The sequence below is a fragment of the Streptomyces sp. NPDC047917 genome (assembly GCF_043204345.1).
Taxonomy (GTDB): Bacteria; Actinomycetota; Actinomycetes; order Streptomycetales; family Streptomycetaceae; genus Streptomyces; species Streptomyces sanglieri.
Genome location: NZ_JBIDCA010000017.1, coordinates 84,691 through 109,468, shown reverse-complemented (window position 1 = coordinate 109,468; position 24,778 = coordinate 84,691). Strand labels below are relative to the sequence as shown.

The window sequence follows — 24,778 nt, the reverse complement described above, 5'->3', positions numbered from 1 at the left end:
TGTTCGTACGAGAGTGACAGGCGAGCCGGGTCTCACGGCGTGGCCGGCGCGACCGGCAGGTCGCGCCTTCGGCGCAGCGGCCCGATCAGGAGGAGCAGCGGGGTCAGGGCGAGTCCCGCGGTGAGCAGCCACAGGGTGGGCCGCAGGCCGAGGGCGGTGCCGAGGATCCCGCCGAGCAGTGAACCGAAGGGAATGGCGCCGAAGTTCGCCACCGAGACGCTGGCCGAGATGCGGCCGAGCAGCTGGGGCGGACAGTAGCGCTGGCGGAAAGCCCCCTGGATCACGTTGGCGAGTACGACGCCGAGCGAGAGGACCGCGCTGCCGACCACCAGGGCGGACAACGTCCAGTCCGTCCGTGTCAGCGGGATGAGCAGGGCGAACGGGGCGCTGGCGATGGTGGCGACGAGCAGTCCGCGGGCCGATCCGAACCGTGCGATCAGGCGTTTCGCGGTGGTGGCCCCGAGGATCCCGCCGATGCTGCTCGACGCGAGGAGCCAGCCGGTGGCGCCCTCGGGCACCGCGAGCTCGCGGATGATGAAGACCGGCAGGATCGCGGCCTCGGCCGTGAGCAGCAGGTTGGTGGCGGTGCCGTACAGGGTGAGGACGCGCAGGTAGGGGTCCTTGAAGGTGTAGTGCAGGCCCTCCTTGATGTCCTGCCGCAGCGCCCGGTGGTGTTCGGGTTTCTCCGGGAGCGGTTCCTTGCCGCGGATGCCGAGCAGGCACAGCGCGGAGACGAGGAACGTCGCCGAGTTGACGAGGAGGCCGGAGGCGGCGCCGAAGGCCTGGGCGAGCAGGCCGCCACCGCCGAGCCCGGCGACCTGGGCCACCGACTCGCTGCCCTGGAGCTTGGCGTTGGCCTCCTGGAGGTCCTCGGGTTCGACGATGGAGGGCAGGTAGACCTTGTACGAGATCCCGAAGAACACCGCGGCGAAGCCGTTGATCAGTGCCACGGCCAGCAGTTGGGTCATCGTCAGGACGCCGAGCCAGCCCGCCAGCGGGACGCTCGCGAGCAGCACCAGCGGGACCACGTTGCAGATCAGCATGATCGGCCGGCGCCGCATCCGGTCCACCCAGGCGCCGGCGGGCAGGCCGATGAGCAGCCAGGGCAGCCAGGGGGCGGCGGCCAGCGCGCTCACCCAGAGTGTGCTCGCGTCGAGCGTCACCACGGCCACCAGGGGCATGGCGACCCCGGTGATGTTGATGCCGACGCGGTTGGTCGTCTCGCCGAGCCACAGCAGCCGGAAGTCGTGGTGGCGCACCAGTCCGCTGCGCGGCGGCCGCTCGGCCTCCTCGCCCGGGGCGCGTTCGGTCAGGCGGGCCGACATCACGTCACCGCCCCGGCCACGGCGCGTGCCAGCAGCGCGGCTCCGTCGGACCAGCGGGTGCGCCGCTCGGCCGATTCGGCCTTCAGTGCGTCCCGCCGGGCGTTCAGGGTGCGTATCCCGTCGGCCGTGGCACCGGGTCCGCCGCCGTGGGCGCAGGCCTCGACGACCCGGTCGGGGGCCAGCCCGCCGTCGTCGACGGCGGCGAAGCGGGCGGCGTCCACCAGCGAGCGGCCGGATTCCAGGGCGCCGAGCACGGTCTCGCCGACCAGATGGTGCGCGGCCCGGAACGGTGTCCCGTCCAGGACGAGCCGCTCCGCCAGGTACGTGGCCGAGGTGAAGCCGTCCACGGCCCGGTCCGTCATGCGTTCGCGTTCCGGTTCGGTGCCCGCCACCACCAGGCTCAGCAGCGTCACCGCGTCGGTGGTGCTGCTCAGTCCGGGCCGGAGGTGCCGTACGGCCTCGGTGCCGACCGCGATGGCGTTGGTGTAGCCGCCGGTGGTCATCGCGGACGCCGCGCCGACGAAGGCGCCGAGGCTCGCGGTGGACCTGCCCTGGATGTGTTCGAGCAGGAACGGGTTGCGTTTCTGCGGCATCATCGAGCTGGAGCCGACGAGGGTGTCGCCCACCCGCAGCAGTCCGAACTCCTCCGAGCTCCAGGTGCTCAGGTCCCGCCCCGCCCGGGCCAGCGAGACGCCGAGGACGGCGGACGCGGACAGCAGGTCCAGTACGAAGTCCCGGGAGGCGACCGCGTCGACCGAGTTGGGGGCGGCGGAGCTGAACCCGAGCAGTTCGGCGGTGCGGCGGGGGTCGATGGGTACGGAGGTCCCGCCGATCGCGCCGGCGCCCAGCGGGTTGACGTCGAGCTGGCGTCCGGCGTCCAGCAGCGCCTCGTACGCGCGCAGCACCGCGCCGGCGACCCCGGCGAGGTAGTGGCCGTAGCTGATCGGCACGGCCGGCTGGCCGTGGGTGTAGGCGGGCATGACCACGTCGCGGTACTCCTCGGCCTTCGCCAGCAGTACCCCGGCGAGCCGGTCGACCGCGTCGAGCAGGGCCAGGTAGGGGCCGCGCGTCTTGAGCCGGGTGGTGGTGGCGTTGAGGTCGTTCCGGGACCGGCCGGTGTGCAGGATGCCGCCGGTCTCGTCGCCCAGCTTCCCGATGAGGTGTCCCTCGTAGGCGAGGTAGACGCCGCGCGGCATCGGGGTGGCCCTGACCGGTGCGAAGTCCTGTCCGCGCAGTTCCTCGACGGCGCGCAGCAGGGCTGCGGCCCGGCCGGCGTCCACGATGCCGCGCTCGGTGAGCATGATCAGGTGGGCGCGGTCGACCTCGCTGATGCAGCGCAGCTCCTCGCCGAGTCCGTCCGCGGTGTCCGGCAGGTACTGGTCGTAGACGATGCGGTGCGCCTCGGCGTCGAGCGCGGCCTTGAGCCGGCCGGTGTCGACGCCGTTCGCCGTCGCTGCGGTCATGCGAATGCCTCCTCTGTGTGCAGATCCGCGTAGGTCACGGCCTCGCCCAGCAGCGCCACGGCCCGGTCGGCGGCCTCGGCCGCCCGTACCGAGCGGTCGGCGACGGCGATGGCGTGGCCGACGCGGCCCCGGAAGTCCTCGGCGGGACCGACGGGTTCGCCCGGGGCGCGGTAGAGCACCGCTTCGACGGTGCCCGGGACCGTGCGGGCCCTGGCCCTGGCTTCGGTGAGTGCGGTGGAGTGCGCGAGGATGCCGTCCTGTGCCGCGGTGAGGAACCGGATCGAGGCGCGGGCGTAGCCGCCGCGTTCCAGTTCGGGGGCGGTACCGAGCGAGGCCAGCACCTGGGCGCGGACCAGGTCGATCCCGCAGGCCCTGCGGACCAGTTCGGGGATCATGCCGCCGGCCAGCCGGGGGTTGACCTCGATGACCCGGGCGGTCCGGGGGCCGGTCAGCCGCAGTTCCACATGGGCGGCTCCCCAGCCGAGGCCGAGCGCCCGCACGGCGCGCACCGCGGACTCGCGCAGGGCGATCTCCTGTTCGCCGGGGAGCGCGGCCGGCACGTCGTGGCCGATCTCGACGAAGACCGGCAGCGCGCCGACGTGCTTGGCGACGGTGACGACGGCGTCGGTGCCGAACACCTCGACGGAGTACTCCGGTCCGGTCAGGTACTCCTCGATCAGGATCCGGCTCGGTGCGGCGATGCCCCGTTCGTTCACGGTGGCGGCCAGCAGTGTCCCGGCGTGCTCGGCGACCTCGTCGAGGTCCGTGCAGAGCCGTACGCCCAGACTCCCTGAGCCCTGCACCGGTTTGACCACCACGGGCAGGCCGATGGAGCGGGCCGCGTCGAGTGCGTCGGTGACTTCGCGGACGACGGCGAAGTCCGGTGATCCGACGCCCGCTTCGGTGAGCGTCCGGCGTTGTTCGGCCTTGTCGCGGCAGGCGCGTACGGCTTCGGCCGACGGACCGGGCAGACCGAGCCGGTAGGCCAGTGCGGCGGCGGTCGGCACGTAGTACTCGGAGCTGGTCAGGACGCCCGCGACGGCGGCCTCGTCCTCCAGCGCGCGGACGGCCGCCCACAGCGCGGCTTCGTCGGAGGTGTCCACGACGACCGTCCGCAGCCGGTCCTCGGCGGCGTACGGGTAGCGGTCCGGGTCCGCGCACAGCAGCACGGGCACCACACCGAGTTCGGCCGCGCGCGCGGCGAACAGCCGTCCCGTACCGGTGGTGTTGCTCTCCACCAGGAGCAGCAGGCGCTCGCTCATGAGCCGACCACCGGCATCACCACGTCGTCGAAGCCGCGGCGGGCCCACAGCAGCCGGGACCAGGCGGCGGGGGCGTCCAGCGGGTGTTCGACGGTGAGCGGGCCGTCGACCGCGGGGGCCGGGACGATTCCCTGCTCGTTCAGCCAGTTGTCGTTGTAGACGGTGGACTGGTAGCGGTAGCCCTCGTCGGGGAGCACCATCACGACGGTGCTCTCCGGGTTCCGCTCGGCCCACCAGGAGGCCACCTGGAAGGAGGCGCCGCTGGTCGGGCCCATGAACAGGCCGTGGGCGCGGTAGAGCTCGTGGGTGGCGTGGAACGCCTCGGGGGCCGTCACCCAGTGGACCTCGTCGTACGACGCGTGCTTGACGTTGCCCGGGTGGATGCTGCTGCCGAGCCCGCGCAGCGTGCGCGGTCCGTCCGGGCTGCCGAAGATGATGCTGCCCTGGGTGTCGACGCCCACCAGGTGCAGTGCGGGGCCGGTCTGCCGCAGCGCGGCGGCGAGTCCGCCGGTGGAGCCGCCCGAACCGACCGGGCCCACCAGGCAGTCGACGGCGCCGACGGTGTTGCCGATCAGGTCGGCGACGACACCGTACGCGCCCGGGTTGTCGGGGTTGTCGTACTGGCCGGGGACGAAGGCGTCCGGGTGCTGCCGGCGCAGCTCGGCCACCCGGGCGAGGCGCGCGCCCTGGATGCCGCCGGGCTGGCCGGTGTGCTCGACGATCTCCACCGTCGTGCCGAGCATTTCGAGCCGGGTGCGCAGGTCCCGGTCGATCGCCGAGTCGCCGACGATGGTCAGCGGGTAGCCGCGCAGTCGGCAGACCATGGCCAGGCCGAGGGCGAAGGTGCCGGAGGAGGTCTCGATGATCCGGGTGCCCGGGGAGATCAGGCCGGCGGCCTCGGCCCGGTCGAGTATGTAGCGGGCGGGCAGCAGCTTCATCAGGCTGAAGGCCGCAGCGTAGAGGTTGTCGGTCACCTTGATGATGCGGGGCAGCTCGGTCGCCTCCACGATCGATGAGTGAGCCTTGGGGAGAGTCGTCGTCGTCATGTCAGTCACCCGTTGTGTAGTTCCACTGCTCGTGAATTCCGAGCTCTTGCAGGAGGTCCTGGGCCAGTCCGGTCCGCGCCTCGACCTCGGGGTCGTCCCGGTCGAAGAGGAGTCCGGCGATGTCGCCGCTGTGTGCCGCCTGTACGCCGACGGCTCCGGTGGTCCGCGCGATGTCCCGGATGCGGTCGAGGTCCGGGATCGGCAGATGACGCTGGTTGATCTCCGTGCTGGTCGTGGCCACCGAGCCCAGCAGGGCCACGTCCTTCATCTGGATGGCCTCCCGGAGCATGGCCTGCAGCCGGGTGAAGAGGTCGATCTCGTCCTGCCCGTAGCGGGCCGGTGCGAGGGTGAGTGTGTCCACGCCCCGTCCGCCGCCCTCGGGGCGTGAGCCGAAGCCGAGGACCCGCAGGGCCGGCATCGGGTAGCCGAAGTCCTCGATGACCGTGCCTTCGCGCTGGGCGAACAGGACGGTGGATTCCTCGAACATGAGGGAGTCGGAGGCGGTTTCCGCACGTACCGCGATCCGGGCGACGTCCTGCGGCGGCAGTGGGCTGACGAACGCGTCCTTCACCGCCCAGATGGCTGCGAGCACATCGCTGGTGGAGGAGCCGAAGCCCCGGCACAGCGGTACGTCACCGGTGAGGTCGAGGTGCCCGCCCGGCAGCTCGTCGCCCGGCGGCGTCACGGCGCGTACCGCGAGTTCGGCCGCGCGCCTGGCCTTGCCCTTCCAGTCCGGCGTGACGGTGACCTCGGCGCCGGGGGCGGGGATGAAGGTCGCTCGGGTCGCGTGAATGGTGCAGGGAAGTGTGACGAGACCTCGGGTGAGCCCGCCGTCACCGGCGAACACGCCTTGCAGGATCTCGCCGTGGTGGACGGGGGCTGAAGCTACCCCGACACGCCAGCCGGAATGATCAACCATTTCCTTGACTTTCTGTTGCCGGGAGCCGTGGCCTGCGGATGGCTTCACGCTATGCAGGCCGGAACTCTTCGCCCGGCGGCATGAGCGGCAGCCCGCGGGCAATTGGGTGCCCGTGGCCGCGGCGCACGCGAAGGTGCCCGGGTCCGCCGTCGTGGGCGGTCCCGGGCACCGGTGTGCCGGTGGATCAGTGGCGCACCCCGCGCAACTCCTCCGCCAGCACCTTTCCGATCTCGCGGAGCGGTTCGGCCGTGGTCATGTCCCAGTGCTCGCAGTCGATTTCGTGTTCCTCGATCCGGCCCGTGACATGGGGGGCCCAGGCTGCGGCGCCGCCGGTCGCGGCGGGGGTGCGGGCGGCGCCGAAGAACACCGCGTCGCCGCCGAACCGCCGCCGGGGAACGTACCGGTAGCGCATCTCCAGGTTGCCGGCCGTGGCGGCGACGACCGCCGCCGCCTGGGCCGGCTCCAGGGCGCCCAGGATCGCGTCCTCGGCGCGCAGCACGGCGGCCAGTTCCGCCGCGTCGGGGGCGGAATCGGCGCAGCGGACGTCGAGTCCGGCGCCGCGGCCGCCGAGCAGGGCGGTCAGCACCTCCCGGCCGGTGATGGCCGGTGGCCGGAATCCGTCGGGCAGCGGGTAGGAGTCGAGCAGGGCGAGGAGGGCCACCTGTTCACCCTGCTCCTCCAGCCGGGCGGCGATCGCGTGGGCCACGAGTCCGCCGAACGACCAGCCGAGCAGGTGGTACGGGCCGTGGGGCTGGACGGAGCGGATCTGGGCCACGTATCCGTCGGCCATCTCCTCGATGCCGGCCGGCCGGTCCGAGGGGCTGGTCAACTCCTTGGCCTGGAGGCCGATCAGTGGCCTCTGCCCGCCGATGTGCCGGAGCAGACCGGCGTACGACCAGCTCATCCCGGAGATCGCGTGGACGCAGAACAGCGGGGCCTCGGTGCCGGTGGCGGTCGCGGCGCGGATCGGCAGCAGCGTCTCCATCGGGTCGCCGCCCGTGTTCGTGGCGATGTGTTCGGCGAGCAGTACGGGTGTCGGGTACTGGAACAGGTCGCGGATGGTGACGCGGGTGTCCCAGATGGATCGGATCCGGCCGATCAGCCGGGTGGCGAGCAGCGAGTGGCCGCCCAGTTGGAAGAAGTGGTCGTCGATGGTGACCGAGGTCAGTCCGAGGACCTCCGCGAAGAGGCCGCACAGCACTTCTTCCGCCGGGGTGCGGGGTTCCCGGCCGCCGGCGGTGTCGGCCTGCGGCGGTTCGGGCAGTGCCCGGCGGTCGAGCTTGCCGTTGACCGTCAGGGGCAGTGCGTCCAGCGGCACGATCGTGGCGGGCACCATGTATTCGGGCAGGGCCGCCACCGCGTGCCGGCGCAGTTCGGGAAGGTCCGGCCGGCTGCCTTCGGTGGGCACCACGTATGCCACCAGCCGTTTGTCGCCGGGCCGGTCCTCGCGGATCAGCACCGCCACCTGGGCGAGGGTGGGGTGCCGCAGCAGCGCCGATTCGATCTCACCGGGCTCGATGCGGAAGCCCCGCAGCTTGATCTGCTGGTCGGCCCGGCCGAAATACTCCAGCGCCCCGTCCTGGCTCCAGCGGGCCAGGTCGCCGGTCCGGTACATCCGCGAGCCGGGGGCGCCGTGGGGGTCGGCGACGAATCGTTCGGCGCTGAGTGCGGGCTGTCCGATGTAGCCGTGGGCGAGGCCGTGTCCGGCGACGTAGAGCTCGCCGGGGACGCCCGGCGGCAGCATCCGGAGGTTCTCGTCCAGGACGTAGGCGTGCTTGCCCGCGATCGGTCGACCGATTGGGATGGCGGGCGCGGGTCCGGTGAGGGTGTGGGTGGTGGTGAAGCCCATGCTCTCGGCCGGCCCGTAGCCGTTGACGAGGTGGAGGTGGGGGTGGTCGGCCAGTGCCCTGGCGGTGTGGGCGGGTGAGGCCGCCTCGCCGGCGGTCATGGCCTCCTTGATCCGGGAGAAGACGGCCGGGTGCTCGTCGAGCATGTGGTTGAACAGGCTCGCCGACATCTGCAGGGTGGTGATGGAGTGCCGTTCCACCAGCTCCGCGATCTGGTGCGGGTCGGTGTGCTGGCCGGGCTGCAGGACGCAGACGCCGCCGTGCAGGAGCGGTCCGAAGACCTCCAGGGCGAAGGCGTCCCAGGACACCGGCGAGCTCTGCAGGTACGTCTGTCCGGGTCCGAAGTCCAGGTAGTCGGGGCCGATGAACGTGGCGGCCAGTGCCCGGTGCGAGGCCGCGACGCCCTTGGGCACTCCGGTCGATCCGGAGGTGAACATGACGCAGGCGATGGACTCCGGGTGCCCTCCCGTCTCCACGGGGGTTCCCGGCAGGGCGCTGATCGCGGGTATCTCCGCGGTGAGGTCGATCAGGGTGGCGGGGGTCGACAGGGCTGTCAGGTGGGCCTGGGTGACCAGTGCCGCCGGGTCGGTCTGGCCGAGCACGGTGTTCAGCCGGTCGGCCGGGAACTGCGGGTCGAGCAGGGTGTATCCGGCGCCCGCCTTCAGGGCGGCGAGCAGGGTGGCGACGAGCTGCGGGGACCGTTCCAGGTGTACGGCGACGATGCTGCCCGGGGTGACTCCGCGTGCGGTCAGGTGGCGGGCCAGCCGGTTGGACCAGATGTCCAGCTCCTGGTAGGTCACCCGCTGTTCCTCGTGGACCAGCGCCACCTCGTGCGGGGTGCGGGCGGCCTGTGCCGTGAACAGCGCGTCGAGCCCGAGGCCGGGCGCCGGGGACTGTGCCCCGCTCCACTCCCGCAGCCGGTCGCGCTCCTGCCCGGAGACCATCTCCAGCTCCGCGAGGGGCAGATCGGGGGTGGCGACGGCGCCGTCGAGGAGCCGGACCAGGCGGTCCGCCGTGGCCTCGATGGTGCGTGCGTCGTACAGGTCGGTGGTGTACTCGATCATGATGTCGAGGCCGTCGGGCCGGCCGTCGGCGGCGCGGTTCTCGGCGAACGCGAAGGTCAGGTCGAACTTGGCGACGGAGACCGGTGGGACGGCGAACTCGCTGGCCAGTCCGGCGAGTCGGGGCGCTTCGCTGCTGGTGTCTCCGACGGTGAGCATGACCTGGAAGAGGGGGTGCCGGGCGGTGGTGCGCTCGGGGTTGAGTGCTTCGACCAGCCGGTCGAACGGCAGGTCCTGGTGGGCCCAGGCGGCGAGGTCGGTCTCGCGGACCCGGGTCAGCAGCTCGCGGAAACTCGGGTCGCCTCCGGTGTCGGTGCGCAGGACGAGGGTGTTGACGAAGAAGCCGACGAGGTCGTCGAGCTTCTGGTCGGTGCGGCCCGCGACGGGTGAGCCGAGCGGGATGTCGTGGCCGGCGCCGGAGCGGGAGAGCAGGGTCGCCACGGCCGCCTGGGCCACCATGAACAGGGTGGTGCCGGTGTCCTGGGCCAGCGACATCAGAGCGGTGTGCAGTTCGGCGGGGCAGTGCACGGCGTGGGTGCGGCCGCGGTTGGAGGCGACGGCGGGGCGGGCGTGGTCGGCGGGCAGGGTGGCTTCCTCCGGCAGATCGGCGAGCACCCCGCGCCAGTGGTCGAGCTGGCGTTCCTCGTCGCGCTCCAGGATCCGCTGCTGCCAGAGGGAGTAGTCGGCGTACTGGACCGGCAGCGGCTCCCATGCGGGGGCGGTGCCCTCGGTGCGGGCCTCGTAGGCGGTGGCCAGGTCACGGAAGAGCGGTCCGTTGGACCAGCCGTCGGAGGCGATGTGGTGGATCACCAGCATGAGGACGTGGTCCTCGGCGCCGAGCTGCAACAGCTGTGCGCGGTAAGGGAGTTCACCTGCCAGGTCGAAGGTCCGCCCGGCCTGGGCGGCCAGCCGGCCGGCGAGTTCCTCCTCGGTGGTGCGGATCAGGGGCAGGTCGGAGGCGGTCGGGGGAAGGATGTGCTGGTGGGGGGTGCCCCGGTGGATCGGGAAGACGGTCCGCAGTACTTCGTGGCGGGTGGCCACGTCGGTGAGGGCGAGCTGGAGGGCCCGGTGGTCCAGTGAGCCCTTGAGACGGAGTGCGAGGGGGATGTTGTAGGTGGCGGACGGGCCTTCCATCTGGTCGAGGAACCACAGCCGCTGCTGGGCGGAGGACAGTGGCACGATCTCCGGCCGCTCCTCGGACGTCAGCGCCGGCCGGCGCTCGCCGCTGCCCTCGGCCGCGATCCGCTCGGCCAGCTGCGCGACCGTGGCGTACTGGAACAGGTCGCGGATGGTGATCTCGGTCTCCCAGACGGCCCGGATGCGGCTGATGAGACGGGTGGCGAGCAGGGAGTGGCCTCCGCGCCGGAAGAAGTGGTCGTCGATGGTGACCGACGTCAGTCCGAGAACGGCCGCGAAGAGTCCGCACAGCACTTCCTCGGCGGGCGTACGGGGCGCGCGCCCACCGGTGTCGGTGCTGCGGCGGGGTGCGGGCAGGGCGCGTCGGTCGACCTTGCCGTTGGTGGTGAGCGGAATCTCGTCGAGCACGACGAAGGCGGACGGGACCATGTACTCGGGCAGTGCGCCGGAGATCTCCCGGTGCACCGCGTCGGTGTCGATCCGGGCGCCGTCGGCGGCGACGAGGTAGGCGACGAGCCGCTTGTCGCCGGGCCGGTCCTCCCGCACCAGTACGGTCGCCTGGCCCACGCTCTCGTGGGTGGTCAACGCGCTCTCGATCTCGCCGAGTTCGATGCGGAAGCCGCGGAGCTTGACCTGCTGGTCGGCGCGGCCGAGGTATTCGAGGGAGCCTTCCAGGTTCCAGCGGACCAGGTCCCCGGTCCGATACATCCGCGCACCGGCCGGGCCGTACGGGTCGGCGACGAAGCGTTCCGCCGTCAGCGAGGCACGGTTGAGGTAGCCCTGTGCCAGGCCGGCTCCCGCGATGTACAGCTCGCCGGGAGCTCCCGGTGGAACCAGCCCGAGGCCGGCGTCGAGCACGTACAGGCGGTGGTTGTCGAGCGGCTCACCGATCGGGACGGCACCCGCGTAGTCCAGCGGACGGTGGATGCGGTGGGTGGAGGCGAAGGTGGTGGTCTCCGTCGGGCCGTAGCCGTTGACGACGGTGACGTCGGGGCAGTTGTCCATGACCCGGCGCACGGCCTCCGGCGGCACCACGTCACCGCCCGCCCACACCTCGCGCACCCCGGCGAACGCGCCCGGCGCCTCTTCCGCCATGACCCGGAAGAGACCCGCGGTCATCCAGAGCGCGGTGACCCGGTGCTCGGTGAGCAGCCGTTGGTAGTCGGTGGGGGCGAGGTGGCCACGAGGTGCGACCACGACCGTGCCGCCGTTCAGCCACGGCACCCAGATCTCGTACGTGGAGGCGTCGAAGGCGGCCGGCGAGTGGAACAGCACGCGCCGGTGGTTGCCGTTGGCGTACATGGTCTGCGCGGCCAGGTCCGCCACATTGCGATGGGTGACCGCGACGCCCTTCGGCACACCCGTCGAACCCGAGGTGAACATCGCGTACACCGGTTGGTCGGGGTGGATGGTGTGGGTGGGAGCGGTGGCGGGCAGCCGGTCGAGACCGGTGGTGTCGTCGAGGACGATGATCCGCGCTTCGGCGTCCTGGACGACCTGGTGGTCCGAGAGTGCCTGGTCGGTGAGGAGGACCGGTGCCCGGGTGTCGGCCAGGATCTGGACGAGGCGGCTGTCCGGGTCGGTGGTGTTCAGCGGGGCGTACACGGCACCGGCCTTGACCACGGCGAGCAGGGCGGTGAGCAGGTCGGTCGAGCGCTCCATGAGGACGGCGACCACGTCGTGCCGCTCGACCCCGGCGTCGATGAGGTGGTGGGCCAGCCGGTTGGTGACCTCGTCGAGTTCGGCGAACGTCAGATCACGGTCCTCGTCCACCAGGGCGATCGCGTCCGGGGTCCGGGCGGCCTGGGCGGCGAACAGCTCCGCCAGGCTCGTCCCGGGCGTGCCGGTGGTGGTGCCGCTGCGCTCTTCCAGGAGCAGTCGCCGCTCGTGCTCACCGAGCAGGTCGAGGACGGAGAGCGGGGTGTCGGGCGAGGTGACGACGGCCTCCAGCAGGCGGTTCAGCCGTGCCATGAGGGCGTCGATCGTCCGGGCGTCGTAGAGGTCGGTGGCGTACTCGATGGTGATGTCCAGGCCGTCCGGACGGCCGTCGCGGGTGCGGTGCTCGGCGAAGCCGAAGGTCAGGTCGAACTTGGCGATCTGCAGGGCGCTGTACTCGGTCCGGGCGTCGAGCCCCGGGAATCCGATGGCGTCCGAGCCGGCCTCACCCATGGTGAGCATCACCTGGAAGAGCGGGTGCCGGGAGGCCGAGCGCTCGGGGTTCAGCACCTCGACCAGCCGGTCGAAGGGCAGGTCCTGGTTGTCCCAGGCCGCCAGGTCCGTCCTGCGGACCCGGGAGAGCAGGTCGCAAAAGCTCGGGTCGCCGGTCAGGTCGGTGCGCAGGACGAGGGTGTTGACGAAGAAGCCCACGAGGCCGTCGAGTGCCTCGTCGATGCGGCCGGAGACCGGGGAGCCGATCGGGATGTCGAGGCCTGCGCCGGAGCGGGAGAGGGCGGTCGCCACGGCGGCCTGGACCGCCATGAACAGGGTGGCGCCGGATTCCCGCGCGAGGTGGGTGAGGCCGATGTGGATGTCGGCGGGCAGATGTGCGTCGCAGGTGGCGCCGATGTACGAGGCGGAGGCCGGGCGCGGCCGGTCGGCCGGCAGTGTGGCCTCCTCCGGCAGGTCGGCCAGTACGCCGCGCCAGAACTCCAGTTGGCGGGATCCGGCACTGTCCGGGTCGTCGCCCTCGCCCAGCAGTTCCTGCTGCCACAGGGTGTAGTCGGCGTACTGGACCGGCAGCGGCTCCCACTCGGGCACGACGCCCCGGGCCCGTGCCTCGTAGGCGGTGGCGAGGTCCTGGAGCAGCGGAGCGGTCGAGCCGCCGTCGGACACGATGTGGTGCATCACGATGAGCAGGACGTGCTCCTGCTCGCCGAGGGCGATCAGGCGGGCCCGGACCGGCAGATCGGCCGCGAGGTGGAAGACCTGGGCGGACTCCTCGGCGAGAACGGCCGGCAGCGTCGCGGCATCGGCGGCGAGGACCGGGAGCGGGAGCTCCACGTCCTCCTCGGCGACGATGTGCTGGTAGGGGGTGCCGTCCTGGTCGGGGAAGAGGGTGCGCAGGCTCTCGTGTCTGCCGACCAGGTCCAGGAGGGCCGACCGGAGGGCGGGGCGGTCGAGTTCGCCGTTCAGCCGCACGGCGAGCGGGATGTTGTAGGTGGTCGACGGCCCTTCCATCTGGGCGATGAACCACAGCCGCTGCTGGGCGAAGGACAAGGGAATCACTTGGTCACTCCCATCCGGCGCATCGGCCGAAGTCTGGGCCGCGCGGCCTCGGCGCCGTCGAGCTTCTCGACGAGCGTGGCCACGATCGGGTTTTCGAAGAGGGTCGCCACGGAGAGTTCGACCCCGAGTACGGTGCGGATCCGGCCGGCGAGCCGGGTGGCGAGGAGCGAGTGCCCGCCGAGGTTGAAGAAGTGGTCGTCGATGGAGACCGACGGCAGTCCCAGGATCTCCGCGAAGAGGCCGCAGAGGACTTCTTCCTTGGCGGTGCGCGGTGCACGCCCGGTGGCCTCGTTGGTGAGCTGGGGTGCGGGCAGGGCGCGTCGGTCGACCTTGCCGTTGACGGTGAGGGGGATCTCGTCGAGGACCATGAAGGCGGACGGGACCATGTAGTCGGGCAGCAGCCCGGACATCTGCTTCTGTACGTCCCCGGGTTCGATCCGGGCGCCTTCCTCGGCGGTGAGGTAGGCGACGAGGCGCTTGTCGCCGGGCCGGTCCTCCCGTACGACGACGGTGGCCTGGGCCACGCCCGGCAGGCCGGCGAGGACGGTCTCGATCTCGCCGAGTTCGATGCGGAAGCCGCGGAGCTTGACCTGCTGGTCGGCGCGGCCGAGGTATTCGAGGGAGCCTTCCAGGTTCCAGCGGACCAGGTCCCCGGTCCGGTACATCCGCGCACCGGCCGGACCGTACAGATCCGCGACGAAACGGTCGGCGGTCAGCACCGGCCGGTCCAGATACCCCTGCGCCAGACCGGCACCCGCGATGTACAACTCACCCGGCGTACCCGGCGCAACCAGTCGCAGCCCCTCGTCCAGGACGTAGAGACGGTGGTTGTCGAGCGGCTCACCGATCGGGATCGCACCCGCGTAGTCCAGCGGACGGTGAATACGGTGGGTGGAGGCGAACGTGGTGGTCTCCGTCGGGCCATAGCCGTTCACAACGGTCAGGTCCGGGCAGCTGTCCATGACCCGGCGCACCGCCTCCGGCGGCACCACGTCACCACCCGCCCACACCTCACGCACCCCCGCGAACGCCTCCGGGACCTCCTCCGCCATCACCCGGAACAGACCTGCCGTCAACCACAGCGAGCTGATCCGGTGCTCGGACAGCAACCGCTGGTAGTCGGCGGGTGCCAGGTGTCCTGCGGGGGCGACGACGAGGGTGCCACCGTTCAGCCACGGCACCCACATCTCGTACGTCGATGCGTCGAACGCCATCGCCGAGTGGAAGAGCACCCGCGAGTGATTGCCGTTCGCGTACATCGTCTGCGCGGCCAGATCCGCCACATTGCGATGCGTGACCGCAACACCCTTGGGAACCCCGGTGGAGCCCGACGTGAACATCGCGTACACCGGCTGATCCGGATGTACCACCACACCAGGATCCGAGGAGACCGAGGCGTCAGAGGCGCCAGAGGTGTCCAAGGAGCCACCACCGGACAGCGGACCCAGCACCCGGACACCCGCCGGCAACACCAGCGAACCCGGATCCCGGTCCGTCACCACATGCGTGACACCCGACTCCCCCACGATCAACTCCACACGATCCGCCGGATACCGCGTATCCAACGGCACATACACCGCCCCCGCCTTCACCACACCCAACGTCGCGACCACCGCACCCACCGACCGCTCCAGGAACAACGCGACCCGACTACCCGGCCGCACCCCCTCCGCGATCAGCCGACGCGCCACACCATTGGCCAGACCGTCGAGCTCCCGATACGACAGCTCACGCCCCTCACCCACCACCGCAACCGCATCCGGCGTCCGCACCACCTGCGCCCCGAACAATCCCGCAAGCCCCCCATCCGGAGAACCCGTCACCGCACCGGCCCACTCCCCCAACAACAACCCACGCTCACCACCCGACAACAACTCCAACTCACCCACCGGCACATCCGGCGCACAAGCCGCAGCACCCAACAACCGCACCAGACGCTCACCCACCAACTCCACCGAACGAGCGTCATACAGATCCGTCGCATACTCGATCGTGATGTCCAACCCACCCGGCCGACCATCCACCGAACGATGCTCCGCGAATCCGAAGGTGAGATCGAACTTGGCGATCTCCACCTTCGAGAACTCGTACGTGGCTTCCAGCCCCGGGAGTTCGGGGGCATCGGCGGACATGTCTCCGACGGTGAGCATGACCTGGAAGAGGGGGTGCCGGGCGGTGGTGCGCTCGGGATTGAGGGCTTCGACCAGCCGGTCGAACGGCAGGTCCTGATGACTCCAGGCAGCGAGGTCGGTCTCGCGAACCCGGTTCAGCAGCTCACGGAAGCTCGGGGCGCCGCTGGTGTCGGTACGCAGGACGAGGGTGTTGACGAAGAAGCCCACGAGATCGTCCAGGGCCGGGTCGGTGCGCCCCGCGACGGGTGAACCGAGCGGGATGTCGTGGCCGGCGCCGGAACGGGACAGCAGCGTCGACACCGCGGCCTGAGCCACCATGAAGAGCGTGCTGCCGGTCTCCTGGGCCAGGGAGCTGAGCGACTCGTGCAGGTCGGCCGTGCAGTGCACGGTGTGAGTGGTGCCACGGTTGGACGCGGTGGCCGGCCTGGCACGGTCCGTCGGCAGTGTCGCTTCCTCCGGGAGGTCGGCCAACGCGGCGCGCCAGAAGTCGAGTTGGCGTTCCTCGTCGCTGCCGAGGAGGCGTTGCTGCCAGAGGGAGTAGTCGGCGTACTGGACCGGCAGCGGCTCCCATGCGGGGGCGGCGCCCTCGGTGCGGGCCTCGTAGGCGGTGGCCAGGTCGCGGAAGAGCGGTCCGTTGGACCAGCCGTCGGAGGCGATGTGGTGGATGACCACCAGCAGGATGTGCTCCTGCTCGCCGATCGACAGCAGGTGTGTGCGGATCGGTGGCTGGACGGACAGGTCGAAGGTGGCCGATGAGAGCTCGGCCAGTCGTGCGGTGAGCTCGTCCTCGGTGGTATCGATCAGCGGGAGGTCGATGGCGGTCGGAGGAAGGATGTGCTGGTGGGGGGTGCCCTCATGGGTCGGGAAGACGGTCCGCAGTCCTTCGTGGCGGGTGGTGATGTCGGTGAGGGCGAGCTGGAGGGCCCGGTGGTCCAGTGAGCCCTTGAGACGGAGTGCGAGGGGGATGTTGTAGGTGGCGGACGGGCCTTCCATCTGGTCGAGGAACCACAGCCGCTGCTGGGCGGAGGACAGCGGGACGATCTCCGGCCGTTCCTCCGCCGTCAGCGCCGGCCGGGGCAGTTCTCCGCTACCCGCGGTGACGCATTCCGAGAGCGCGAGCACCGTGGGGTTGCGGAACAGGTCCTTCACCCCGAGCTGAACGCCGAATGCCCGCCGGATGCGGCTGATCAGCCGGGTGCCGAGCACCGAGTGGCCGCCGCGGTGGAAGAAGTGGTCGTCGATGGAGACCGACGGCAGTCCGAGGACGGCCGCGAAGAGACCGCAGAGCACCTCTTCCTGCGGTGTGCGCGGGGCGCGCCCAGTGGTGGCGTGGGAGACCTGGGGTGCGGGCAGGGCCCGGCGGTCGACCTTGCCGTTGCTGGTGAGGGGGATCTCGTCGAGGACCACGAAGGCGGACGGGACCATGTACTCGGGCAGGGCGTCCGAGGCGTGACCGCGCAGTTCGGCCACGTCGACCCGGGCCGCGTCGGCGGCGACGAGGTAGGCGACGAGCCGCTTGTCGCCGGGCCGGTCCTCCCGCACCAGTACGGTCGCCTGGCCCACGCTCTCGTGGGCGGTCAACGCGCTCTCGACCTCGCCGAGTTCGATGCGGAAGCCGCGGAGCTTGACCTGCTGGTCGGCGCGGCCGAGGTATTCGAGGGAGCCTTCCAGGTTCCAGCGGACCAGGTCCCCGGTCCGGTACATCCGCGCACCGGCCGCACCGTACGGGTCGGCGACGAAGCGTTCCGCCGTCATGCCCGGCCGGCCGAGGTAGCCGCGGGCGAGACCGGCGCCGGCGATGTACAGCTCGCCGGGGGTGCCCGGCGGGACCAGTCGCAGGCCCTCGTCCAGGACGTAGAGACGGTGGTTGTCGAGCGGCTCACCGATCGGGATCGCACCCGTGTAGTCCAGCGGACGGTGAATACGGTGGGTCGTGGCGAAGGTGGTGGTCTCCGTCGGGCCGTAGCCGTTGACGACCGTGACGTCCGGGCAGCGGTCCATGACCCGGCGCACCGCCTCCGGCGGCACCACGTCACCACCGGCCCACACCTCACGCACCCCCGCGAACGCCTCCGGGACCTCCTCCGCCATCACCCGGAACAGACCCGCCGTCAACCACAGCGAGCTGATCCCGCGCTCGGTCAGAAGTCCGCCCAGCGTGCCGGGGTCGAGGTACCCGGGTGGTGCGACCACGACCGTGCCGCCGTTCAGCCACGGCACCCAGATCTCGTGCGTGGAGGCGTCGAAGGTGTGTGTCGAGTGGAACAGCACGCGCCGGTGGTTGCCGTTGGCGTACATGGTCTGCGCGGCCAGGTCCGCCACATTGCGATGGGTGATCGCGACGCCCTTCGGCACACCCGTCGAACCCGACGTGAACATCACGTACAGCCATTGGTCGGGATGGGCGTGGGGGGCCGGGGGCGTCGTGGGGAGGTGGGCGAATCCGGCGGTGCCGTCCAGCACGACAGTCCGGGCGTCGGTCCGGGTCACGACGGAGTGTTCGGCCAGTGCCCGGTCGGTGAGCAGGACGGGCGCCCCGGTCTCCGTGAGGATCCGCAGCAGACGGGTGTCGGGGTCCGCGGTGTTGAGCGGGGCGTAGACGCCTCCGGCCTTGACCACCGCGAGGAGTCCGGTGAGCAGCTCCGCCGACCGCTCCATCAGTACGGCGACGACGCTCTCCGGCCGGACGCCGAGGCCCACGAGGTGGTGGGCGAGCCGGTTGGTGTCCTCGTCCAGCTCGGCGTAGGTCAGCTCCCGGTCGCCGTCGACCAGGGCGATGGCGTCCGGGGTGCGCGCGGCCTGCGCGGCGAACAGCTCCGCGAGGCCGGCGTCGGAGGAGCCGGTGACCTCGCCGTTCCACTGCTCCAGGAGGCGGTGACGCTCGTCCGCGCCGATGAACTCCAGCTCACCCACGGGGATTTCAGGTCGCTCTACGGCGTCGCCCAGCAGCCGTACCAGTCGGGCGGTGACCGCCTCGACGGTGCCGGCGTCGTACAGGTCGGTGGCGTACTCGACCCTGATGTCCAGCCCGCCCGGGCGTCCGTCGGCCGTGCGGTGTTCGTGGAAGGAGAAGGTCAGGTCGAACTTGGAGATGTCCAGGGTCGTGAAGCCCGACTCGGCCGAGATTCCCGGGAGTTCGAGGGTGGGGGTGACGGCTTCCTGGAGGGTGAGAACGACCTGGAAGAGGGGGTGCCGAGCGGTGGAGCGCTCGGGGTTGAGGGTCTCCACCAGCCGGTCGAACGGCAGGTCCTGGTGGGCCCAGGCCGCCAGGTCGGCCTCCCGGACCCGGGTCAGCAGCTCGCGGAAGCTCGGGTCGCCGGTCAGGTCGGTGCGCAGCACCAGGGTGTTGACGAAGAAGCCCACCAGGTCGTCGAGGGACTGCTCCGAGCGGCCCGCGATCGGGGCGCCGATCGGGATGTCCTCCCCCGCGCCGGAACGGGACAGTGCGGTGGCGACGGCGGCCTGGGCCACCATGAACAGCGTGCTGCCGGTCTCCCGGGCCAGCCGGGTCAGCCCGTCGTGCAGCTCGGCGGGGACGTGGACGCTGTGGGTGTCGCCGCGGTAGGTGGCGACCGCCGGGCGCGGGCGGTCGGCCGGCAGGGTGGCCTCGTCGGGCAGCCCGTCCAGTGTGTGGCGCCAGAATGCGGACTGCCGCTCCCCGTCCGCCGCGAGCAGCTCCTGCTGCCAGAGCGTGTAGTCGGCGTACTGCACCGGCAGCGGGTCCCACGCGGGGGCGAGGCCCCCGGCACGGGCGGCGTAGGCGGCCGCCAGGTCGCGCAGCAGCGGGGCGGTGGACCAGCCGTCGGAGGCGATGTGGTGCATCACCACCAGGAGTACGTGCTCCTGGTCCCCGATCGCGAACAGGGTGGCACGAAGGGGTAGTTCGGACTCCAGGTCGAAGCTGCGGGCGGCGTGTTCCGCGAGCTCCGCCTCCAGGCGGGCCCCGGTCACCGCGCGGACCGGCAGCTCCACCCGGACTTCGGCAGCCGGGAGCTGCCACTGGTAGGCGGCGTCGTCGGCCATCCCGAAGAGGGTGCGCAGCGATTCGTGCCGCACCACCAGGTCGGTGAGCGCGGTCTGGAGGACGTCCGGGTCGAGCGCTCCCGTGAGGCGCAGGGCCAGCGGGATGTTGTACGTGGCCGACGGCCCCTCCAGGTGGTGCAGGAACCACAGGCGCTGCTGGGCGGAGGAGAGCGGTACCCGGTCGGGCCTGACCGCCTCCCGGAGCGCGGGCCGCTGCACGGCGTCGCCGCCCGCTTCGACGTACTCGGCCAGTGCGGCCACCGTGGGGCCCTGGAAGAGGTCCCGGACGGTGATCTGGACGCCGAAGGCCTGCCGGATCCGGCTGATGAGGCGGGTGGCGAGGAGCGAGTGCCCGCCGAGGTTGAAGAAGTGGTCGTCGATGGTGGCCGAGGGCAGTCCCAGGACCTCCGCGAAGAGGCCGCACAGGACCTCCTCGACCGGTCCCCGGGGGGCGCGCCCGGCGGTGTCGGCACTCTGCCGGGGTGCGGGCAGGGCGCGTCGGTCGACCTTGCCGTTGACGGTGAGCGGGATCTCGTCGAGGACCATGAAGGCGGACGGGACCATGTACTCCGGGAGCACGCCGGCGATCTCACGTCGCACCGTTTCGGTGTCGATCCGGGCGCCGTCGGCGGCGACGAGGTACGCGGCGAGGCGCTTGTCGCCGGGCCGGTCCTCGCGGACGACGACGGTGGCCTGGCCCACCTCCGCCCGTGCGGTCAACGCGCTCTCGATCTCGCCGAGTTCGATGCGGAAGCCGCGGAGCTTGACCTGCTGGTCGGCGCGGCCGAGGTATTCGAGGGAGCCTTCCAGGTTCCAGCGGACCAGGTCCCCGGTCCGGTACATCCGCGCACCGGCCGGACCGTACAGATCCGCGACGAAACGGTCGGCGGTCAGCGCCGGCCGGTCCAGATACCCCTGCGCCAGACCGGCACCCGCGATGTACAACTCACCCGGCGTACCCGGCGCAACCAGTCGCAGCCCCTCGTCCAGAACATACAGCCGGTGGTTGTCGAGCGACTCACCGATCGGAATCGCACCCGCGTAGTCCAGCGGACGGTGAACACGGTGGGTGGAGGCGAACGTGGTGGTCTCCGTCGGGCCATAGCCGTTCACAACGGTCAGGTCCGGGCAGCTGTCCATGACCCGGCGCACCGCCTCCGGCGGCACCACATCACCACCCGCCCACACCTCACGCACCCCCGCGAACGCCTCCGGGACCTCCTCCGCCATCACCCGGAACAGACCCGCCGTCAACCACAGTGCGGTAATTCCCTGTTCAGCGATCAGGGCCTCGTACGCCGCCGCGTCGAGATGCCCTGCGGGGGCGACGACGAGGGTGCCACCGTTCAGCCACGGCACCCACATCTCGTACGTCGACGCGTCGAACGCCATCGCCGAGTGGAACAACACCCGCGAGTGATTCCCGTTCGCATACATCGTCTGCGCGGCCAGATCCGCCACATTGCGATGCGTGACCGCGACACCCTTCGGCACACCCGTCGAACCCGACGTGAACATCGCATACACCGGCTGATCCGGATGCACCACCACACCAGGATCCGAGGAGACCGAGGCGTCAGAGGCGTCCGAGGCATCCGAGGGGCCACCACCGGACAGCGGACCCAGCACCCGGACACCCGCCGGCAACACCAACGAACCCGGATCCCGGTCCGTCACCACATGCGTGACACCCGACTCCCCCACGATCAACTCCACACGATCCGCCGGATACCGCGTATCCAACGGCACATACACCGCCCCCGCCTTCACCACACCCAACGTCGCGACCACCGCACCCACCGACCGCTCCAGGAACAACGCGACCCGACCGCCCGGCCGCACCCCCTCAGCGATCAGCCCACGCGCCACACCATTGGCCAGACCGTCGAGCTCCCGATACGACAGCTCACGCCCCTCACCCACCACCGCAACCGCATCCGGCGTCCGCACCACCTGCGCCCCGAACAACCCCGCAAGCCCCCCATCCGGAGAACCCGTCACCGCACCGGCCCACTCCCCCAACAACAACCCACGCTCACCACCCGACAACAACTCCAACTCACCCACCGGCACATCCGGCGCACAAGCCGCAGCACCCAACAACCGCACCAGACGCTCACCCACCAGCTCCACCGAACGAGCGTCATACAGATCCGTCGCATACTCGATCGTGATGTCCAACCCACCCGGCCGACCATCCACCGAACGATGCTCCGCGAACGAGAACGTCAGGTCGAACTTGGCGAACCGCAGCCAGGTGAACTCCGATTCGGTGTCCAGCTCCTCGGCGACGAGCGTCGGTGTGGCCGCGTCGGTGAGTGTCAGCATCACCTGGAAGAGCGGGTGCCGGGCGGCGGACCGGTCGGGATTGAGGGCTTCGACCAGCCGGTCGAACGGCAGGTCCTGATGGCTCCAGGCAGCGAGGTCGGTCTCGCGGACCCGGTTCAGCAGCTCACGGAAACTCGGGTCGCCGCTGGTGTCGGTACGCAGGACGAGGGTGTTGACGAAGAAGCCGACGAGGTCGTCGAGGGCCTGGTCCGTTCGGCCGGCGATCGGTGAGCCGAGCGGAATGTCGTGGCCGGCGCCGGAACGGGACAGCAGCGTCGACACCGCGGCCTGAGCCACCATGAAGACCGAGGCTCCGGACTCTCGTGCCAGTTCCGCGAGCGAGGAGTGGATCTCCTCGGGGCAGTGCACGGTGTGGGTGGCACCACGGTAGGAGGCGACGGCCGGCCGCTGCCGCACGGCGGGCAGGGTGACCTCTTCCGGGAGGTCGGCCAAGGTCCGGCGCCAGTAGTCGAGTTGGCGGGAGGCGAGGCTCTCCTCGTCCCTGGGATCGCCGAGCACGCCATGGTGCCAGAGGGTGTAGTCGGCGTACTGGGCGGGCAGCGGCTCCCAGGCCGGGCGCTCACCGCGGGAGCGGGTCGCGTAGGCGGTGCTCAGGTCGCGCATCAGCGGCTGGTAGGACCAGCCGTCGGAGACGATGTGGTGCATGACGACGAGAAGCACGTGGTCGTGCTCGCCGAGGCTGAACAGCCGTGCCCGGAACGGCAGATCGGCCGCCAGGTCGAAGACGCGCTCGGACTCGGCGGTGAGCAGCGCGGCGACCTCCTTCTCGGCCGCCGGGGTGACCGGCAGCTCCACCCGGACGCTGTCGGCGGGCAGGATCCGCTGGTACGTCTGCCCTTCCGCCTGGCCGAACACGGTGCGCAGGCTCTCGTGGCGTCCCGCGACATCGGTGAACGCGGACTCCAGGGCGGCGACGTCGAGGTCACCGCGGACCCGGACGGCGAGCGGAATGTTGTAGGTCGCCGACGGGCCCTCCAACTGGTCCAGGAACCAGAGCCGTTGCTGGGCCGCGGAGAGCGGCAGCGGTTCGGGCCGCTCCTGGGCGGTCAGGGCCGGGCGGGCGGACTCTCCTCCGCCGGTGGCGACGTACTCGGCGAGCAGCGCCACGGTCGGGTACTCGAAGAACTGTCGCAGCGTCAGCTGGACGTCGAGGACGGTGCGTACCCGGCTCACCAGCCGGGTCGCCAGCAGTGAGTGGCCGCCGGCGGTGAAGAAGTCGTCGTCGATGCCGATCGTCGGCAGGCCGAGGGAGTGGGCGAACAGTCCGCAGAGGACCTCCTCGACCGGGTTGCGCGGGGCCCGGCCGCCGGCCGCCGCACCGGCCCGGGGTGCGGGCAGCGCGCGCCGGTCCAGCTTGCCGTTCGGGGTCAGCGGCAGGGTTCCCATCGGGACGACGGCCGAGGGCACCATGTACTCGACGAGCTGCTCGCCCGCGTACCGGAGGAGTTCGGCTCCGTCCAGGACGCCTTCCTCGGCGGGTACGGCGTAGGCGACCAGGCGCTTGTCGCCGGGCCGGTCCTCACGGACGATGACCGCGGCCTGGGCCACGGAGGGGTGGCGGACCAGCACGGTCTCGATCTCGCCCAGCTCGATGCGGTTGCCGCGCAGCTTGACCTGCTGGTCGGCGCGGCCGAGGAAGACGATCTCGCCGTGCTCGTTCCAGGCGGCCAGGTCGCCGGTGCGGTACATGCGGCTGCCGGCCGGCCCGTAGGGGTCGGCGGTGAACCGCTCGGCGGTCAGGCCGGGCAGCCGGGCGTAGCCCTGGGCGAGGTGCGGTCCCGCGACGTAGAGCTCGCCGGTCTCGCCCTCGGCGGTGTGGCGGAGTTCGCCGTCCAGGACGTACATGGCGGTGTTCGCCATCGGGATGCCGAGGTGCAGCCGGTCGAGGGTGCGGCCCTCGGGGGTGAACGCCTGGTAGCTGCAGAAGACGGTGGCCTCGGTGGGGCCGTAGACGTGGACGAACGTGGTGTCCGGGCAGTGGTCGAGGGCTCGTCGGAGGGCGGTGGCGGACAGTACGTCGCCGCCGGTCCAGATCTCGCGCAGCTGCCCCAGGGCGTCGATCGCCTCGCTGGCCATGGCGTCGAAGAGGGCGGTGGTGAAGTAGGCGGCGGTGGCCCGGTAGCGGGTGATGGCGTCGGCGAGCTCGCCGATGTCGACCTTCGGGGCGGACAGTACGACGGCCAGTCCGCCGCGCAGCAGCGGCACCCACAGTTCGTAGGTGGAGGAGTCGAAGGGCAGCGGCGAGTAGGCGAGTACCCGCTCGTGGGCCTCGGCGCCGAAGCCGGGGTCCAGAGCCAGTTCGACGACGTTGCGGTGGGTGTTCACCACGCCCTTGGGGGTGCCGCTGGAGCCGGAGGTGAACATCATGTACAGCGGCTGGTCCGGGTGGACCGTGACCTCGGGTGCGGTGGCTGCCGTGTCGGCCGTGGCGAGAGTGTCGTCGAGTCGCAGGGCGGGCAGCTCCCCGGCGAAGCCGGTCTCCTCGGCCGGGCGGTCGGTCACCAGCAGGCCGGCCCCGGTGTTGCCGAGGATCCAGGCGAGGCGCTCCCCGGGCTGGCGGGGGTCCAGGGGTACGTACACGCCGCCGCTCTTCAGCACGGCGAGGACCGTGATGACGTAGGCGAACGAGCGGTCGAAGAGGAGACCGACGGTGTCGCCGGGCCGTACGCCCTCGGCGACGAGCCGGTGTGCGAGAGCGTTGGCCGCGCCGTCCAGCTCCCGGTAGGTGAGACTGCGGTCCTCGCGGACGAGTGCGACGGCCTGCGGGGTGCGGGCGGCCTGCGCGGCGAAGAGAGCGTGCAGCGCACCTTCGGGAAGGTTCTCGGCCGTGTCGTTGTACGCGGCGACGTGCGCGGGAACGACGACGCCGAGGGAGAGAGCTGGATCTGCTTGCGGCTGGGACATCTCGACACCTTCTTGGTAGCTCGGATCTCGTGGTCTCGCGGCGTGCCGGGAGACCGACGGAGCCACGGTGGATGACATGCGGATG

The 24,778-nt window shown here is 71.2% G+C and carries 7 protein-coding genes; all 7 read right to left on the bottom strand.

Annotated features, from left to right (window positions below):
• Window positions 1–32: 32 nt before the first annotated feature.
• The gene (locus ACGF8B_RS35265; protein ID WP_392746343.1) at window positions 33–1,325 is read right to left on the bottom strand and encodes an MFS transporter; all 1,293 of its coding nucleotides are present in this window, start codon (window positions 1,323–1,325) and stop codon (window positions 33–35) included.
• Window positions 1,325–2,788: an argininosuccinate lyase gene (locus tag ACGF8B_RS35260; protein ID WP_392746342.1), complete on the bottom strand. Its 1,464-nt coding sequence runs from the start codon at window positions 2,786–2,788 to the stop codon at window positions 1,325–1,327. Before ACGF8B_RS35260 ends, ACGF8B_RS35265 begins: the two co-directional genes overlap by 1 nt.
• Window positions 2,785–4,050 (bottom strand): ATP-grasp domain-containing protein, encoded by a 1,266-nt coding sequence (locus ACGF8B_RS35255; RefSeq protein ID WP_392746341.1) that lies wholly within the window; start codon window positions 4,048–4,050, stop codon window positions 2,785–2,787. The genes ACGF8B_RS35260 and ACGF8B_RS35255 overlap by 4 nt, the downstream gene beginning before the upstream one ends.
• Window positions 4,047–5,096: a PLP-dependent cysteine synthase family protein gene (locus ACGF8B_RS35250; protein WP_392746340.1), complete on the bottom strand. Its 1,050-nt coding sequence runs from the start codon at window positions 5,094–5,096 to the stop codon at window positions 4,047–4,049. The genes ACGF8B_RS35255 and ACGF8B_RS35250 overlap by 4 nt, the downstream gene beginning before the upstream one ends.
• Before the next feature lies 1 nt (window position 5,097).
• On the bottom strand, window positions 5,098–6,015 hold the full coding sequence (locus ACGF8B_RS35245) for a kinase (RefSeq protein WP_392746338.1): 918 nt from the start codon (window positions 6,013–6,015) through the stop codon (window positions 5,098–5,100).
• Window positions 6,016–6,199: 184 nt separating this feature from the next.
• Window positions 6,200–13,285, bottom strand: coding sequence for an amino acid adenylation domain-containing protein (locus tag ACGF8B_RS35240; protein ID WP_392746336.1), 7,086 nt, complete (start codon window positions 13,283–13,285; stop codon window positions 6,200–6,202).
• Window positions 13,282–24,693, bottom strand: a complete 11,412-nt coding sequence (locus tag ACGF8B_RS35235; RefSeq protein ID WP_392746335.1) for an amino acid adenylation domain-containing protein — start codon at window positions 24,691–24,693, stop codon at window positions 13,282–13,284. Before ACGF8B_RS35235 ends, ACGF8B_RS35240 begins: the two co-directional genes overlap by 4 nt.
• Window positions 24,694–24,778: the final 85 nt, after the last annotated feature.

Bases quoted from the DNA above. Each gene is read 5' to 3' on its own strand.
- ACGF8B_RS35265 (WP_392746343.1), bottom strand. From the start codon at position 1,325: ATGTCGGCCCGCCTGACCGAACGCGCCCCGGGCGAGGAGGCCGAGCGG.
- ACGF8B_RS35235 (WP_392746335.1), bottom strand. From the start codon at position 24,693: ATGTCCCAGCCGCAAGCAGATCCAGCTCTCTCCCTCGGCGTCGTCGTT.
- ACGF8B_RS35255 (WP_392746341.1), bottom strand. From the start codon at position 4,050: ATGAGCGAGCGCCTGCTGCTCCTGGTGGAGAGCAACACCACCGGTACG.
- ACGF8B_RS35250 (WP_392746340.1), bottom strand. From the start codon at position 5,096: ATGACGACGACGACTCTCCCCAAGGCTCACTCATCGATCGTGGAGGCG.
- ACGF8B_RS35245 (WP_392746338.1), bottom strand. From the start codon at position 6,015: ATGGTTGATCATTCCGGCTGGCGTGTCGGGGTAGCTTCAGCCCCCGTC.
- ACGF8B_RS35260 (WP_392746342.1), bottom strand. From the start codon at position 2,788: ATGACCGCAGCGACGGCGAACGGCGTCGACACCGGCCGGCTCAAGGCC.